Genomic DNA, 18,274 nt, shown 5'->3' on the forward strand with positions numbered 1-18,274 from the left:
CGGCGATCATGGTGCCTCAACACATGCCTGTGTAAAAAAAACTGACTCAAGGACAAAGGCGTCCTGAGGGTATTGCCAGCCAATACCCTCAGGACGCCTTTTTGTTTTGGGTATTTCCATGTTTACAAACTTTGAAAGTGAGAGGTGAAATATGTCTTATCTGGCGCCTGCCGAGTTCGCCACCAAAATGGTGGATGCCGGTGAATCGAAAATCTACATGTCTACCCGCGATACGGTGATCCGTGCCTATATGGCGGGGGCCATCCTGGCACTGTCTGCCGTCTTTGCCGTGAATATTGCCGTGGCGACCGAGTCCCACCTGCTAGGCTCACTCCTCTTCCCGGTCGGCTTCTGCATGCTGTACCTGATGGGGTTCGACCTGCTCACCGGCGTATTCGTACTGGCCCCGCTCGCCTGGCTGGATAAGCGTCCCGGCGTGACTTTGCAGCAGGTACTGCGCAACTGGGGGCTGGTGTTTCTCGGTAACTTCCTCGGCGCGCTGACCGTCGCCGCCATGATGTCGTTTATTTTCACCTACGGTTACAACACCGAAGGTGGCGCGATTGCCACCAAAGTGGCCGGCATAGGCGAAGCACGGACCCTGGGTTACGCCAAATATGGCCTTGATGGCTGGATCACTATTTTTGTCCGTGGCATGTTGTGCAACTGGATGGTGTCCATGGGAGTGGTCGGTGCCATGATTTCCACCAATGTCAGCGGTAAAGTGATTGCCATGTGGATGCCGGTGCTGGTGTTCTTCTTCATGGGATTCGAACACTCTGTCGTTAACATGTTCCTGTTCCCGTTCGCACTCATCATGGGTGGGAATTTCTCCATCGCAGACTATTTCCTGTGGAATGAAATCCCTACCGCCCTCGGCAACATGGTGGGTGGCCTGGCTTTTACCGGACTGACCCTGTACACCACCCATGTACGCACTCAGCCCAAACGCATACTGTAATCCGCACGCCTGCCCCACGCTGGTGGATGGTGGGCGGCCATTTGAAGATGGGTGATGCACTATGTCTATACTGAAAGTTGAAACGGGTGCTTGTAGCAAGGCAGGCCAGAAAGCGGTGAACCAGGATGCTTATGGCTTCCATATCCCCGCCGCTGCCCTGCTGGCCGGCAAAGGGGTCACGGCTGCCATTGCCGATGGTATCAGCAGCAGTACCGTCAGTGCACAAGCGAGCGTGACGGCGGTTGAACGCTTTATCGCAGATTATTACAGCACGCCGCAGGAATGGTCCGTCAAACACGCGGCGCAGCAGGTATTGATGGCGGTGAACTCCCTGCTCAATGCGCAGACTTTCCGCAGTGTTTACCGCTTTGACAAAAACCAGGGCTATGTGTGCACATTCAGTGCCCTGGTGATTAAATCACGCACTGTGCATCTCTTTCACCTGGGGGATACGCGTATTTACCGCCTGCGCCAGGGGGTATTGCAAGCCCTGACCGAGGATCACCGCTTCTGGGTGTCTGAAGAGCAGAGCTACCTGGCACGCGCGCTGGGCATGAGCCCGAATCCTGACCTGGATTACCTGTGTGAACCGGTGCAAGCGGGTGATGAATACCTGTTGCTGTCTGATGGCGTGTATGAGTTTTTGCAGGAAGCAGACTATCTGGCCACACTGGCTTCCGCTACGACCCTGGACAGTGCCTGCGAACAATGGGTGGCCCTGGCACAGCAACGTGGCAGCCCGGACAACCTCACGGCCCTGGCCTTGCGCGTCACCGCATTACCGGAACATGAAATGGATACGTTCTATGGTGAAATGCGCACACTGCCTTTTCCGCCAGAACTGCAAACGGGCATGACACTGGACGATTTCATGATCCTGCGGCTGTTGCACCATAGCCAGCGCAGCCAGCTCTGGCTGGCGCGTGATATGACAAGCGATGCGCGGGTAGTGATTAAAATCCCCGGCACCGAGATACGCGCTGACCAGGAGGCACTGTCTCATTTTCTGCTGGAGGAGTGGATAGGCCGGCGGGTACAGCACCAGCACATCGCCCGCCCTTACAATCCTCTTAACCCGCGTCATTACCTGTACGGCTGCATGCATTATGTGGAGGGATCCACGCTGCACCAATGGATGCTGGATCATCCGCAACCCTCGCTGGAAACGGTGCGCCTGATCATCGAACAGCTTGCCAATGCGCTGGAAGCCTTTCACCGGCTTGAAATGTGTTACCAGGATTTACGTCCGCAGAATATCATGGTGGACAGTGACCTGCGCGTGACCCTGGTAGACTTTGGCTCTGTCAGCGTGGCCGGCCTCAATGAGCTGTATGGCGCCTCCAGCCGGCAAGGTGCACTGGTCACCGCGGCTTACTCGGCACCGGAATACTGGACAGGGCAGCCGGTCACCAGCCGTTCTGACCTGTATGCACTGGGGGCCATCACCTACCAGCTGCTGACCGGCAAACTGCCTTATGGTACCGAAGTCGCCAAGATCAGGCATACGCAAGACCTGGCCCGCCTTTATTACCGTGAAATCCGCTACGCACAACCGGCATTTCCCGCCTGGGTAGATGCCGCCATTGCCAGGGCCGTCCACCCGCAGGCAGAAAAACGCTATGGCAGCCCGTCAGAATTCATTCATGATCTGCGCGTTCCCAATCCCTTGCTGGCGCAGCAGGCACAGATGCCTCTGCTGCAACGCAACCCGGTTTTATTCTGGCGCGGGCTCAGTACCATCCTGGCGCTGGCCTGCCTGATCCTGGCGGGATTACTCGCTCACCAGCCTGCTGCCCCCGGTACTAAAACCACTGAAACGACATCCACTGCCAGGCCGGACTCAAACAAAATGGAATCAGGCCCAGGGGAGCCAAACCCGATAAACCCAGGTATGTGAAACGGTTAAAAAATAATGATTGTTGAGTTGTTCCATTCCCTTTTTTAAACCACGTTTTGCCTGCACAGCAACGAGTGCGCACATTTTTTGCTTTACTGTCAATGATGACTACCGAAATGACGACTGAAATCTCTCCCGAACACACCATTATCCTGGCCAAAATCAGGCATATCGAAGAACTGAAAAGGCTGGGCACATGCATTGAATTTGTCGAAAACATTGCCCAGATGGTGCACCAGATCCAGACAGAACGTGGCGCCAGTTGCCTGTACCTGGCTTCCGCCGGCCAGCGTTTTTCCCTGGAACGCGCAGAAATCATCAAGCAGAACCTTGCACTGGAAACACGCTTCAGGCAGGCCTTGCAACAACACCTGGCACACAATGCGCTGGCAGATGCCAGACAACTCACACTGATTTCCTGGAGCCTGCTGGGGTTTGACCAATTGAAATCCCTGCGCCACCAGATCACCTTGCAGAAAATTTCATTTTCCGCCTGTATAGAATCCTTCAGCCGCCTGGTTGGCAGCCTGATTGCGCTGATCTTTGAGATCACCGACAGTCCGGTCAACAGCCAGCTCTCTACCTGCCTGTTAACGTTGTATAACCTGGTGCAGGGTAAGGAGTTTGCCGGCCAGGAGCGTGCAGTTGGCTCATATCTCTTTGGTTCCGGCAGCCTGCAACTGGCACACCAGCAAAAGTTGCTGGAGCTGGCTGCCCAGCAAGAGCGGCACTTCACTTTATTCTGCCAGTTTGGTGGCGAAGACATCCGCACCTCCTGGAGCGCCTTGCAAGCGTCGGACAGCTACCGGCAACATCAGCAATACCGGGATAGGCTCGCTGCGGCCAAAGACCAGCAGGTACTGAAACAGAGTGATGCCGATATCTGGTTTGAATTGTGCAGCCAGCAGCAAACCAGCCTCTGGCATATTCAATGCCAGCTGATCCAGAAGATGCGCAACATGCTGGAAGTGCTGGCTGACAAGGCCAGGCACGGCCTGGAGCATACGCAGGCCTATTTGCAGGCGATTACCGCCAAACCCTCATCCGCCGCGCTGGATAGCACCTTCTTTAACCTGGCGATCCCGGTCGAAAGCGCCTTGAGTTTCCATGCGCATGACACTGCGCAAGCCTACCCGATGGCCTCCATGATTACCCTGTTGCAGCAGCAGTCGCGGCAGATTGCCGAAATGGAAAGCGAGCTGTCCGATACTAAAAAAGCGCTGACCGAGCGCAAGCAGATTGAGCGCGCCAAAGGGCTGCTCATGAATCAGCTGGGCATTGATGAAATGGAAGCGTACAAGACGCTGCGCAACACCGCCATGGCACAAAACCGCAAAATCATTGATGTGGCAGAAAACATCCTGGCACAACAAAAACAGCCGTCCTGATGCCCGGTTGGATGGTGCATGCGCACTGAAAAAGTGCGGCCAACCAGTGTCAGACGGGCGTGTCTCCTGCCTCTGTACGGATTTACCCCTGCATTATCCGCGACTTCCCGCGCATTCCCGGACTTGGCACACCGCTTGCTATAACACGCTTAAGCACTCGGGAAAATGTATAGGCATTGTCAACGGCGATAATGACCTGGAAACATCTTCCGGCGTGAATTGATTGATCCACTGATTGACCCCAAGGACAAAGGCGTCCTGATGGCATTGAACACAATGCCATCAGGACGCCTTTTTTGTTTTCCGCCCCGCACGCGGATCAACACTGAAAGCGCTTTATTTTTCATCTCAGGGAAGAAGCATGATGGTTTTTAAACGTCCTTTACTGACAATGGCACTGCTGTCCGCCTGTTCCACCGGCATGGCAGAACCGGCCACCGAAGCCGCCGACCTTAAAGACGCCCTCACCGGCGGCAAGTTCAGCGGCAACTTCAGGCTCCGCTATGAATACGCCGACCAGGCGGGCTTTAATCAAACGGCGGAAGCATTTACCTTACGCAGCGTGCTTGGCTATGAAACCAAAGCGCTGCATGGCTTCAGCATTAACGCGCAGGTCTATGGCGTCAGCCCGTTGAATGACGATTACAACGATGCGAAAAAAGGCGCGCCGATTGCCAGCCGCACGCAGTACCCGACCATCGCCGACCCGGAAGATTACGATTTCCAGCAACTGTATATCCAGTTCAAGAACGCCTCCCACCAGGTCAAGCTTGGGCGGCAGGCCCTCATCCTGGATAACTGGCGCTTTGTCGGCGATGTGCGTTTCCGCCAGAACTGGCAGGTAATGAACGGCCTTTCCTACGTCAATACCAGCCTGGCGGATACGACAATCACTGCGGCACATTTTGACCAGGTGAAACAGATCAATACCAAAATCCAGGATGCCGATATTGATATCCTGCATGCAAAATATGCGTTGACCGCTGGCACCAGCCTCTCCGGTTATGGCTACTGGCTAGGCTGGGATGGCCGCGCACTGGAAACTACTTCCAGCAAGACATTTGGCGCACGCCTGAATGGTGCCGAAAAAATCAGTGACGACTGGAAAGTCCTGTTTACTGCCGAATACGCGCAGCAGGACAACTATAAAAACGGTAACCGCAATATCGACAACGACTACTACTGGCTGGGCGGCGGCCTGGATTACCACGGCTGGTATGCCACGCTCAACCAGGAAAAACTGTCAGGCAATTCGAATGGCGTTGCTTTCCAGACGCCGCTGGGTACCAATCACATTTTTAACGGTTGGACCGACCTGTTCTCAACCACACCAGCCGAGGGCCTGGACGACACCATTCTCATGGCCGGTGGCCAATTGCTGGGTGCATCCATCAAGGCCGAATATCACCTGATGAATGCTGACCGCCATTTCAACAAGGCTGGCGGCGGTACCGGCAATCAGTACGGCAAGGAGCTTGATATCGGTGTGTACTACCCTTTCAGCAAGCAATTTACTGGTTCGATTGAATACGGCAACTTTAAAGAAGGCGATATACGCGCCGCTGGCCGCAAACGCGATGCCGAGAAAATCTGGCTCACCGCTTCCTACAGCTTTTAACCGGGGAAACCACCATGCATACAACAGGCAAAGTCACATTGATAGGCGCGGGTCCCGGTGACCCGGACCTGATTACGCTGAAAGCCATCAAGGCACTGCAACAGGCTGAAGTGGTACTGGTAGACGACCTGGTCAACCAGGCCGTGCTGGCCCATTGCCCGCGGGCCCGCATTGTACCGGTGGGGAAACGCGGGGGCTGCCAGTCAACGCCGCAGCATTTTATCAACCGCATGCTGGTCGCACTCGCCGAACAGGGGCAAAACGTGGTGCGCCTGAAAGGCGGTGACCCGTTTGTGTTTGGCCGGGGAGGTGAGGAAATGCTGGCCCTGCGTAGCGCCAGCATCCCTTACGACATCATTCCCGGTATCACCAGCGGCCTGGCGGCATGCAGCAGCCTGGAGGTACCCGCCACCCACCGCGGCTACACGCATGGCGTCACCCTGGTCACCGCCCATACCCAGAATGGCGAGTCACTGCCCTGGCGCGCGCTGGTTGAGAGCAATACCACGCTGGTGATTTACATGGGCATGCAGCATCTGGCCACGATCAGCCGCGAACTGATTACCGCCGGCATGGCAAAAGAGATGCCCTGCATGATCGTCGAAAACGCCACGCGTGACCATCAGCGGGCAGTGACCGGTTCATTGCAAACACTGCCCATGCTGGGCCACCAGCACCAGATGCAAAGCCCGGCCATGATCGTGGTGGGTGAAGTGGTCGGGCTGGCCAATAGCGCAGACACCTTGCAGATGCTGGGCCAGTTTGAACAGTTAAAAGCTGTCAACGCCAATTAAAGCACGCTCTCCGCGCGCAACGGAGGACGTATGAATACACTTTTCAGGAGTGAGTGAGATGTTAAAACCGAAACTAGTCGTGGTGGGCAATGGCATGGCCGGCATGCGCGCAGTCGAAGAACTGCTGAAAATCGCACCCGATATGTATGACATTACCGTCTTTGGTGATGAACCCTATCCCAACTACAACCGCATTATGCTATCGCCGGTACTCGCCAATGAGCAAACCATAGATGACATTATCCTGAACTCGCGCGAGTGGTATGCCGAAAATAATATCACGCTGCATACCAGCGCACGCATCAACCGGATAGACCGCAAGGCACGTACCGTCACGGCTGAAAACGGCATTACCGTGGAATACGACCGCCTGTTGCTGGCCACCGGTTCCAGGCCATTTATATTGCCGATTCCGGGTGCCGAACTGCAAGGCGTCCTCGGTTACCGCGACATCCAGGATACCAATGACATGATCGCCGCGGCCAAAATCTACAAGCATGCTGTGGTGATCGGTGGCGGCTTGCTGGGTCTGGAAGCTGCCAACGGCCTGAAAGTCCAGGGCATGGATGTCACCGTGGTGCACAAGAATAGCTGGCTGCTGGAACGCCAGCTTGACCGGACTTCCGGCAGGATGCTGCAACAGTCACTGGAGGCACGCGGCCTTAAATTCCTGCTGCAAAAAGATACCGAACAACTGGTAGGTAAAGCTGGTCGTGTGACAGCAGTGCGTTTCAAGGATGGCCAGGAAATTCCGGCCGACCTGGTGGTGATGGCGGTCGGCATCCGCCCCAACTATGCCCTGGCCGAATCTGCCGGCATTCATTGCAACCGTGGCATTGTCGTCAATGACACCATGCAGACCTATGACCCGCGCATCTATGCCGTAGGTGAATGCGTCAGCCACCGTGGCATTGCCTATGGCCTGGTGGCGCCGTTGTTTGATATGGCCAAAGTATGCGCCACGCACCTGGCCAATTTCGGCATCGGCTTATACAAAGGCTCGGTGACCTCCACCAAACTGAAAGTCACCGGCATAGACCTGTTTTCTGCCGGCGACTTTATGGGCAGCGATGACACCGAGGAAATCCTGCTGCACGATGCAGTCGGCGGCGTCTACAAAAAACTCGTGATCAAGGACGATACCATCATCGGTGCCGTGCTGTATGGCGACACCACCGATGGCGCCTGGTATTTCCAGATGCTGCGCGACAGGAAAGCAATACATGAAATCCGCGACCACCTGATGTTCGGTCAGGACAGCCTGGGCAATACCGGCCACCAGGGCCAGGACAAAGTCTCGGCCATGACTGACGAAATGGAGGTCTGCGGCTGTAACGGTGTGTGCAAAGGCACCATTGTCAAAGCCATCCAGGAAAAAGGCCTGTTTACCATTGATGATGTGAAAAAGCAGACCAAAGCCGGCTCCAGTTGCGGCAGCTGTACCGGCCTGGTGGAGCAGATTCTCGCCTCCACCCTCGGTGGCGGCTACGCCCCGCCTTCCTCCAGCAAAGCCGTGTGCGGCTGTACCGAATTAAGCCACGAGCAGGTGCGCGAAGAAATCCGCCAGCATAAGTACCTGAGCATTCCGGCCGCCATGCAGGGCATGGGCTGGCGCACACCGAATGGCTGCGCCACTTGCAGGCCGGCACTCAACTACTACCTGATTTCCACCTGGCCGCATGAAGCCAGGGATGATCCGCAATCCCGTTTCATCAACGAACGCGTACATGCCAATATCCAGAAAGACGGCACCTACTCCGTGGTGCCTCGCATGTACGGCGGCGTGACTTCGCCTGATCAGTTACGCAAGATTGCCGATGTCGCCGACAAATACCAGGTGCCTATGGTGAAAGTCACCGGCGGACAGCGTATCGACCTGCTGGGCGTCAAGAAAGAAGACCTGACCAATATGTGGGCAGACCTGGATATGCCGTCCGGCTACGCCTACGGCAAATCCATCCGTACCGTGAAAACCTGCGTCGGCTCGGAATTCTGCCGCTTCGGTACGCAAAACTCGACCCAGCTCGGTATTGATATCGAAAAAGCCTTTGACCATATGTGGGCCCCGCACAAAGTCAAATTCGCGGTCTCCGGCTGCCCACGCAACTGCGCCGAATCCGGCATCAAGGATGTCGGCGTGATCGGGGTGGATTCCGGCTGGGAAATCTATGTCGGTGGTAACGGCGGTATCAAAACCGAAGTGGCGCAATTCCTGTGCAAGGTCAAAACCTCGGAAGAAGTGCTGGAGTACTCCGGTGCCTTTATCCAGATTTACCGCGAAGAAGCACGCTACCTGGACCGCACCGTGCACTGGATTGAGCGTGTTGGCCTCGATTATGTGAAAAAACGCGTGGTGGAAGATGCCGAAGGACGCAAAACCGCTTATGAACGCCTGCTGTATGCCTTGCAAGGCGCGGCGGATCCGTGGGCGGAGCGCGTGCAGAAACGCGACGAGCACCAGGAATACGACACCATTACCGTCTAGCTTTTTTAAAGAAACCTGACCTTTTTGCAAATAGCAGGCAGCCTCCTTAGGCCGCCTCAACGGAGATAACAATGAAAAAAAGTTTTTGGCAGGCCGGACACAAACCGACCCTGTTTTCTGCATTCTTTTACTTTGATTTGAGTTTTATGGTGTGGGTCATGCTGGGGCCTTTGGCCGTGCAAATTGCCAGTGACCTGCAACTGGATCCGGCACAGAAAGGCCTGATGGTGGCCACACCGGTGCTGACCGGTGCCTTGTTACGTATCGTGATGGGCGTACTCGTCGACCAGCTGAAGCCGAAAAAAGCCGGCCTGATCGGCCAGGTGATTGTGATTGCCGCCTTGCTCACAGCCTGGCTGCATGGCATACACAGCTATCAGCAGACCTTGCTGCTGGGCGTGTTCCTCGGCTTTGCCGGGGCCGCTTTTGCCGTGGCCTTGCCACTGGCCTCACGCTGGTATCCGCCTGAGCACCAGGGCACTGCGCTGGGCATTGCCGGTGCGGGGAATTCCGGCACGGCCCTGGCTGCGCTGTTTGCACCAGGCCTGGCCGTGGCTTTTGGCTGGAACAATGTATTCGGCCTGGCACTGATTCCGCTGCTACTCGCACTGGTGGTGTATACCGTGTTTGCCAAGGATGCACCCGATGCACCTGCTGCCAAGTCACTGTCACAATACCTGGCGGTGTTAAAAGACAAAGATGCCTGGTGGTTTATGTTCTTCTACAGCGTGACCTTTGGCGGCTTCGTCGGCATGGCCTCTTCACTGACGATTTACTTCCATGACCAGTACGCCCTGGATGCGATACACGCGGGCTATTTCACTGCCGCCTGCGTGTTTGCCGGTTCACTGGTGCGGCCACTGGGCGGCCTGCTCGCCGACCGGCTCGGCGGTATCCGTACCCTGAGCGTCATGTATGTGCTGGCGGCCAGTTTCCTGTTTATCCTGAGTTTCGACATTAGCGCCCAGATGGCAGGCCTGCTAGTCGTGGTACTGGCGATGGTGGCACTCGGCATGGGCAATGGCGCGGTATTCCAGCTGGTGCCCCAGCGCTTCCACAAGGAGATCGGTGTCATGACCGGCCTGGTCGGTATGGCAGGCGGCATAGGCGGTTTTTACCTGGCCTCCAGCCTGGGTTATTCCAGGCAGATCACCGGTAGTTACCAGCTCGGCCTGACCATTTTTGCCGGGCTGGCGATACTGGCGCTGATCGGCCTGAGCTGTGTAAAAAACCGCTGGCGGACCACCTGGGGTGCAGCTACGGTGACGGCAGCCAAGGTATAAGCCCTATCAGGAATATTGATCAGATGAGCCTGCTATTTACAGTCGGAGAAAGCAGCGTCACCGGCCCCCGTCCACGCAATGAGGATTACGTGGCCGTGGTGACGCCGGCCGCCTCGCAACTGGCTATCAAGGGCGCACTGATGCTGGTGGCCGATGGCGTCAGTGGTGGCGCTGGCGGCGCCGAAGCGGCGGAAATGACCGCAAGAACCATTTCGGCGGACTATTACGCCACGCCTGACACCTGGACCATACAGCATGCACTGGACAAAGTCGTGCAGGCGGCCAACTTGTGGGTGCTGTCACAGGCGCGCAAGCATAGCCGCATGGCTGGCATGGCGACAACCTTATCCATGCTGGTGCTGCGCGGCCAGCGTTATGTACTGGCGCATGTAGGCGATACCCGTATTTACCGCCTGCGCGAGCAATGCCTGGAGCAACTCACCACAGACCATGTGTGGGACAGGCCGGACATGCGCCATGTACTCAAGCGGGCGGTGGGCCTGGATGACCAGCTCAATGTGGACTATGCCGAAGGCTTGCTGCAAAGGGATGATGTGTATGCCATCGTCAGTGATGGCGTCTGGGCGGCGCTGGGCAATGCCGGAATCCACAAGGCACTGATGCTCTACCACTCACCGCAAATGATTGCCGAATACCTGACAGCACAGGCGCTGGAAAAAGGCAGCCAGGATAATGCCTCTGCTGTGGTGATCAGCATTGAGCATATCGGCGAGGATCACCTGACCGATATGCTGGCGGATGCGCACAGCTTGCCGTTACCGGCCAAACTCACTGTGGGCAGCCAGATTGACGGATTTACGGTCACCCGCATTATTCATGACGCCCGACTGAATATCCTGTACCAGGTCAGGAATAGCACCGGGCAATTGTTTGTGCTGAAAACCCTGCAACCGGCACGCGCTGATGACAAAGATAGCTGCGAAGCCTTGCTGAACGAAGAGTGGCTGGCCAAGCGCGTGGTGTCGCAATGCGTACCGCAAGTGTTGCCGCTGACCAGGGAACAGCGCAGCGCACTGTATTATGTGATGACCTGGCACGAAGGCGCCACCCTGCAGCAACGCCTGGATGCCGGGCATTATTTCACCTGCAACGGTGTGGCCAATATCGGCCAGGATCTGTTGCGTGGCCTCAGCATGCTGCACCGGCTGAATATCGTGCACCGCGACATCAAACCAGCCAATATCCATATCGGCAGTGATAACCGCCTGCGCATCCTGGACCTGGGCGTGGCGCTCAACGCAACCTTGCCCATGCCAGAACAAATGGAAAATCCCGGCACCCCCAGCTTTATGGCACCAGAGCTGTTTGATGGCAAGGTAGCTGATCGCCAGGCAGATATTTATGCGGCAGGTGTCACGCTATATCACTTGCTCACCCGCAAGTATCCCTACGGTGAAATCGAGCCTTTCCAGTCTCCACGCTTTGGCGAACCGATCCGGCCCAGCCGCTACCGGCCGGAAATCCCCGGCTGGCTGGAAAACATCATCCTCAAAGCCATTGCCAGAAAACCGGCTGACCGCTTTGAAACGGCCGAAGAAATGCTGCTGGCACTGGAGCATGGTGAGCTCAAACCCATCGTGATCCCGCGTACACCGCTGATTGCCCGCGCCCGGCTGGTGAAGTGGCAATGGCTGGCAATCATCCTGCTGTGCACCAACCTGTTACTGATTTATTTGTTACTGGTCTCCTGAGACCGCATTGAAATGAAAAGAGGCCCCCATGAGTTGGACCAGAATCTGTCCTGTTAATGATATTCCGGCGCTGGGCGCACGCGTTGTGCGTCATGGTGAAGTGGATATTGGTGTTTTCCGCACCGGAGATGATCGCGTCTTTGCCCTCCACAACAGCTGCCCGCACAAAGGTGGCCCGTTATCGCAAGGCATCGTCTATGGCGACAAGGTCGCCTGCCCGTTGCATAGCTGGAAAATCAGCCTGGTCGATGGCAAGGCAGAAGAGCCCGATATCGGCCACACCGCCTGCTATGCAGTGAAGGTGGAAAACGGCGACGTCTATCTGCAACTGGATAAATAGTTTCAAATATATGACGCAACAGCCATTACTTGAGGCATCCAATAACACGCTGACCGCGGAGCCAGTCATGTTTTACCCGCAACGGCGTGAAACGCGCAGCACCTGCTGCTATTGCGGGGTCGGCTGTGGCGTCATTATCACCACCGAAGGCAAGCAGATTGTCGGCGTGAAAGGCGATCCTGACCATCCGGCCAACTTTGGCCGTTTATGTACCAAGGGCTCTACGCTGCACCTGACCGCCAGACTGGATGCACGTGCCTTGTATCCGGAAATACGCTGGTCGCGCGACTTGCCACGCGAACGTGTGAGCTGGGATAACGCACTTGACCATGTGGTCGACAAATTTGCCCGCATCATCCAAACCCACGGCCCGGATGCGGTGGCGTTTTATATCTCCGGCCAGTTACTGACCGAAGACTATTATGTATTCAACAAACTGGCCAAAGGCCTGATAGGCACCAACAATGTCGATACCAACTCGCGCCTGTGCATGAGTTCGGCGGTCGCCGGCTACAAAGTCACGCTGGGCGCCGACGCGCCACCGGCCTGCTACGAGGATATCGACCATACCCGATGCCTGTTTATCGCTGGCTCCAACACGGCCTTTGCGCACCCGATTGTGTTCCGCCGCATTGAAGACGCCAAGGCGAAAAACCCGGACATGAAGATTGTCGTGGTAGACCCGCGCCGCACCGACACCGCACAACTGGCAGACTTGCACCTGGCAATTTTACCCGGCACTGACGTGGCGCTGTTCAATGGGCTGCTACATGTCATGCTGTGGGAAGGCCTGCTGGATATGCAATACATCCGCAATCATACCGAGGGCTTTGAAGCGCTCAAGGAAACCGTGCGCGAATACACACCGAAAATGGTGGCCGATATCTGCGGTATCAGCGAAACCGATATTATCCAGGCCGCCAAATGGTTTGGTGCAGGCCCTACGCTGTCCATGTATTGCATGGGCCTGAACCAGTCCATCCACGGCACCGAAAAGAATGCCGCGCTGATCAACCTGCACCTGGCGACCGGCCAGATTGGCAAGCCGGGCACAGGCCCGTTCTCCCTCACCGGTCAACCTAATGCCATGGGTGGCCGTGAAGTGGGGGGCATGGCCAACCTGCTCTCAGGCCACCGTGACCTGGCCAATGCCGAACACCGCGCTGAAGTCGCCCGGTTGTGGGGCGTGCCCGAAGTGCCAGCCACGCCGGGCAAAACCGCCGTAGAAATGTTCGACGCCGTGAAAAGCGGTGAAATCAAAGCCATCTGGATTGCCTGCACCAACCCGGCGCACTCCATGCCGGATTTGAATAACGTGCTGGCCTCGCTGCAAAATGCCGAGCTGGTCGTATTGCAAGATGCCTTTAACAATACCGACAGCAACCAGTATGCCGATGTGTTTTTACCTGCCACCACCTGGGGCGAAAAAGAAGGCACGGTCACCAACTCCGAGCGCCGTATTACACGGGTGCGCCCTGCCGCCCCCAAGCCTGGCGAAGCACGTCACGACTGGGAGGCTGCGGTCGACTTTGCCCAGCGGCTGGCGCAAAAACTGGGCAAATCCAGCACGCTGTTTGACTACTCGGATACCGAAACCATTTTTAACGAGCACCGTGAAAGCACCCGTGGCCGTGACCTCGACATTACCGGCCTGAGCTACCACATCCTGGAAACACAAGGCCCGCAGCAGTGGCCATTCAAATCCGGCGCCACACAAGGCAAGGCACGCTTGTATACCGATGGCGTATTCCAGCAGCCTGATGGAAAGGCGCAGTTTTATAACACGGTGTATAAAGCCACGGCGGATAAAACCGATGCACGCCACCCTTTCCATTTACTGACTGGTCGCCTGCGCGACCAGTGGCATGGCATGAGCCGTACCGGCATCGTGCCGCAACTGTTTAACCATGAAGAACAACCCGTGATCTGGATGCATGCCAATGACATGCAACGCCGTGCGCTCAAGCATGGCGACATTGTCAAAGTCAGCAACAGGCGTGGCAGCCTGGTCGTGCGCGTGCAGGTTTCGGACGAAGTACAGCCGGCGCAGATCTTTATGCCCATGCACTGGAGCAGCCAGTTTATGCACGGGCTGGGCGTCAATGCGCTGATGCCGGCGGCGGTTGACAAAATATCCAGGCAGCCTGAACTGAAACATGCGGCGGTCAATATTGAAAAACTGGCGCTGCCGTGGCAGATGGTGGCCATGCGCAATTGTGAGGATGCCCGACTGATCGGCCAGGTGCGCAAATTGCTGAAGTCGTTTGATTATGCCAGTTGCGGCTTGTATGGCCGAGATGCCGGGATAGTCATGTTGCGTGCCTCCCATCACGCAACACCTGACCCTGCCCTCATCGCGCAACTGGATGCCTTGCTGGATATGGCTGAAGATGCACCCATGCTGACTTACAACGATGCCAGACGCGGTATCAGCAAGCATATCCTGGTACAGCAGCACCAAGTCACCGGCGTGCGGCTGATTGGCGAGACAATGGCTGCTGACTGGTTGCGTGAAGTGATGAACCAGGGCACGCTGACAGACGAACTGCGCCGCTGGGCACTGGCTCCACTCAGTGCGCCACCGGCTGGACAGCACAGCCGCGGCAAGATCATCTGCAACTGCCTGGATGTGTCGGAAAACGAGATCATGGACACCCTGGAAATGGGCGCTGATTTGCCGACCTTGCAGAACAAACTCAAGTGCGGCACCAGTTGTGGCTCGTGTGTGCCCGAGCTGAAACGCCTGGTTAAATTGCATGGCAAGGTGCATGCCTGATAGAGAGGCGTATCTGCCACCAGGAAAAATCATGCGATATTGAGAAAAATCAATGATGGTGCAATCGCCCTGATACGCCTCATTACCGTGCACTCTACTATCTCCATCCGCCTGGCTGGCTGCCTGTGCCATGAGTAGTCCCTCCATCCTGGCCGCCACAAACCACGCTATATCAATCACTTAACCCACGTGCGTCGCTTGCTGCGGCAGCGCAGCGCTTCCTGGCATGCCAATTGCTTATCAGGCAATAAAGGGAGCTTCCACCGTCGGAAATCCCTGACTGGACAACGGCGTCCATAGCTTATACGCAGCATTGCATCAGGCATTCGCGGCATAAGCTATGGACGCCTTTTTTCATTTTAAGCCTGGTAAATATTGAGTTAAACCGCAACGCATATATCCATATGCCTGCATCAGATGGGGAAATACACGATGAATCAACACACCCGCATAGTCATAGTCGGTAACGGCATGGTGGGACATTATTTCATGCAGGAACTGGTGAAGCGCCATCCGGACCTGCAGGCGGCAAACCTGCAAGTTACGGTGTTGGGTGAAGAACCACGTCCGGCTTATGACCGTGTGCACCTGTCCAGTTTTTTCTCCGGCAGCAGCGCTGAAGATCTGTCATTGGTCGAACCTGGTTTTTATGACCGCCCTGGCCTGGAATTACGCCTGAATGCCCGCGTCAGCCATATCGATCGCCACCAGCATACTGTCACCCTGACTGACAATACCATCCTGCCCTACGACAAGCTGGTACTGGCAACCGGTTCTGTACCGTTCGTGCCATCGGTCGCCGGCCGTGACCGCGAAAACTGCTTTGTGTACCGCACCATCGAAGACCTGGAAGCCATGACGGCCGCAGGCAAAACCGCCAAAAGCGGCGTGGTGGTCGGCGGTGGCCTACTGGGCCTGGAATGCGCCAAGGCACTTAAAGACATGGGGCTGGAAACCCACGTGGTAGAGTTCGCCCCACGCCTGATGGCGGTGCAAGTGGATGAAGCTGGTGGCAAAGTGCTGCGCAGCAAGATCGAGAAGCTGGGCGTGCATGTACACACCAGCCGCAATACCACGGCGATTGTGGATGGCGCCACGGCCCGCCATCGTATGGTGTTCTTTGATGAAACCTGGCTGGAAACCGACATGATCGTGTTTTCCGCCGGTATACGGCCACGTGATGAGCTGGCACGTGAATCCGGGCTGGCCATAGGTGCGCGTGGCGGTATCGCGATTGATGATTTTTCCCGCTCCAGCGACCACAACATCTACGCCATCGGCGAATGTGCCAGCTGGAATGACGAGATGTTTGGCCTGGTCGCGCCAGGCTACGACATGGCCCGCACCGCTTGTGCACACATGTCTGGCGAAACCGGCACCACCTTCCAGGGCGCAGATATGAGCACCAAGCTCAAACTGATGGGGGTGGATGTGGCCAGCGTCGGTGATGCACACGGCAAGACCCATGGCTGCCGCAGCTACCAGTTCCTGGATGAAGTGCGCAATATCTACAAAAAGATTGTTGTCAGCGAAGATGGCAAGAAACTGCTGGGCGCCGTGCTGATCGGCAATGCCGATGAATACGGCACGCTGCAACAGATGACCGTCAACGCCATGCCTTTGCCGGAAAATCCTGAATTCCTGATCCTGCCAGCCAGCGATGGCAAGGAAAAACCTGGCCTGGGCGTGGACGCTTTACCAGATACAGCAGTGCTGTGTTCCTGCAACAACGTCAGCAAGGGCGCCATTGGTGAAGCCGTGGCTGCCGGCGCTTGCAGCATAGGCGAGATCAAGTCCTGCACCAAAGCCGGTACGGCCTGTGGTGGCTGCGTGCCTTTGGTGACGCAGGTGATGAAAGCGCAGATGGTCAAGCTGGGCATGACCGTCAACAACCACCTGTGCGAGCACTTCCCTTACTCACGCCAGGAGCTGTACCACCTGGTACGCGTGGAACAGATCAAGACTTTTGGCGAGCTGTTGCACAAGCATGGCAAAGGCCTGGGTTGCGATATCTGCAAACCGACGGCCGCCAGCATCCTCGCTTCCTGCTGGAACGACTTTATCCTCAAGAAAGACCTGGCTTCACTGCAGGATTCCAATGATTACTTCCTGGGCAATATCCAGAAAGACGGCAGCTACTCCGTGGTGCCACGCATGCCGGGCGGTGAAGTCACGCCTGACGGCCTGATTGCTATCGGCCAGATTGCCAAGAAATACAAGCTGTATACCAAAGTCACCGGGGGTGCCCGCGTCGATATGTTCGGTGCCCGCGTCGAGCAATTGCCTAATATCTGGGAAGAGCTGATCGCCGCCGGCTTTGAATCCGGCCACGCCTATGGCAAATCTCTGCGCACGGTGAAAAGCTGCGTCGGCTCCACCTGGTGCCGCTATGGCGTGGACGATAGTGTGGGCCTGGCCGTACAGCTGGAGAACCGTTACAAGGGCCTGCGCGCGCCGCACAAAATCAAGTTCGGCGTCTCGGGTTGTACGCGTGAATGCGCAGAAGCCCAAGGCAAGGACGTAGGCCTGATCGCCACCGAAAACGGCTGGAACCTGTATGTATGCGGCAACGGCGGCATGAAGCCGCGTCACGCCGAACTCATCGCCAGCGACCTCAGTAAAGAAGAAGCGATCCGCATGATAGATCGCTTCCTGATGTTCTATATCCGCACCGCCGACCGCCTGCAACGCACCAGTACCTGGCGCGACAACCTGGAAGGTGGCCTGGACTACCTCCGGGAAGTCGTCATCAATGACTCACTCGGCCTGGGCGCCGAACTGGAAGCACAGATGCAGCATGTGGTGGATAACTACCAGGATGAATGGAAGACCGCTGTTAACGACCCGGAAGTACGCAAGCGCTTCCGCAGTTTTATCAACAGCGTGGCTGGCGACAGCAATATTGTCTTCGTCGAGGAGCGCGAACAGATGCGCCCGGCTACGGTAGAAGAAAAGCAGGCGCAGAAAAAACAGGCCGCGAAGGTGATTCCTATCTTCGCCCCTACAGAATAATCAACGGA

General features: G+C 56.5%; 11 protein-coding genes. All 11 read left to right on the forward strand.

Annotated elements, in window-relative coordinates; translation table 11 throughout:
- Window positions 1–151 precede the first annotated feature (151 nt).
- The 11 genes from BLP53_RS06355 to nirB (BLP53_RS06405) all read left to right on the forward strand — a co-directional run bounded on the left by BLP53_RS06355 (window position 152) and on the right by nirB (BLP53_RS06405) (window position 18,266).
- Window positions 152–961, forward strand: a complete 810-nt coding sequence (locus BLP53_RS06355) for a formate/nitrite transporter family protein (RefSeq protein ID WP_091471304.1) — start codon at window positions 152–154, stop codon at window positions 959–961.
- A 61-nt stretch (window positions 962–1,022) separates the two neighbouring features.
- Window positions 1,023–2,858: a bifunctional protein-serine/threonine kinase/phosphatase gene (locus tag BLP53_RS06360; protein ID WP_091471305.1), complete on the forward strand. Its 1,836-nt coding sequence runs from the start codon at window positions 1,023–1,025 to the stop codon at window positions 2,856–2,858.
- A 101-nt stretch (window positions 2,859–2,959) separates the two neighbouring features.
- On the forward strand, window positions 2,960–4,246 hold the full coding sequence (locus tag BLP53_RS06365) for a nitrate regulatory protein (RefSeq protein WP_245652670.1): 1,287 nt from the start codon (window positions 2,960–2,962) through the stop codon (window positions 4,244–4,246).
- A gap of 361 nt (window positions 4,247–4,607) precedes the next feature.
- Window positions 4,608–5,864, forward strand: a complete 1,257-nt coding sequence (locus tag BLP53_RS06370; protein ID WP_091471306.1) for a major outer membrane protein — start codon at window positions 4,608–4,610, stop codon at window positions 5,862–5,864.
- A gap of 14 nt (window positions 5,865–5,878) precedes the next feature.
- Window positions 5,879–6,658 (forward strand): uroporphyrinogen-III C-methyltransferase, encoded by a 780-nt coding sequence (gene cobA / locus BLP53_RS06375; RefSeq protein WP_091471307.1) that lies wholly within the window; start codon window positions 5,879–5,881, stop codon window positions 6,656–6,658.
- Between the two features lie 58 nt (window positions 6,659–6,716).
- Window positions 6,717–9,143, forward strand: a complete 2,427-nt coding sequence (gene nirB / locus BLP53_RS06380) for a nitrite reductase large subunit NirB (RefSeq protein WP_091471308.1) — start codon at window positions 6,717–6,719, stop codon at window positions 9,141–9,143.
- Window positions 9,144–9,214: 71 nt separating this feature from the next.
- The gene (locus BLP53_RS06385; RefSeq protein WP_091471309.1) at window positions 9,215–10,426 is read left to right on the forward strand and encodes a nitrate/nitrite transporter; all 1,212 of its coding nucleotides are present in this window, start codon (window positions 9,215–9,217) and stop codon (window positions 10,424–10,426) included.
- Between the two features lie 23 nt (window positions 10,427–10,449).
- Complete coding sequence (locus tag BLP53_RS06390; RefSeq protein ID WP_091471310.1) at window positions 10,450–12,138, forward strand: bifunctional protein-serine/threonine kinase/phosphatase; 1,689 nt, start codon at window positions 10,450–10,452, stop codon at window positions 12,136–12,138.
- A gap of 28 nt (window positions 12,139–12,166) precedes the next feature.
- Window positions 12,167–12,478, forward strand: a complete 312-nt coding sequence (gene nirD / locus BLP53_RS06395; protein ID WP_091471311.1) for a nitrite reductase small subunit NirD — start codon at window positions 12,167–12,169, stop codon at window positions 12,476–12,478.
- A 67-nt stretch (window positions 12,479–12,545) separates the two neighbouring features.
- A complete protein-coding gene (locus BLP53_RS06400) occupies window positions 12,546–15,254 on the forward strand; it encodes a nitrate reductase (RefSeq protein ID WP_176755233.1) in 2,709 nt (902 codons plus the stop codon).
- A 432-nt stretch (window positions 15,255–15,686) separates the two neighbouring features.
- Window positions 15,687–18,266 (forward strand): nitrite reductase large subunit NirB, encoded by a 2,580-nt coding sequence (gene nirB, locus BLP53_RS06405; RefSeq protein ID WP_091471313.1) that lies wholly within the window; start codon window positions 15,687–15,689, stop codon window positions 18,264–18,266.
- Window positions 18,267–18,274: the final 8 nt, after the last annotated feature.

Source organism: Methylophilus rhizosphaerae, assembly GCF_900100975.1.
Lineage (GTDB): Bacteria > Pseudomonadota > Gammaproteobacteria > Burkholderiales > Methylophilaceae > Methylophilus > Methylophilus rhizosphaerae.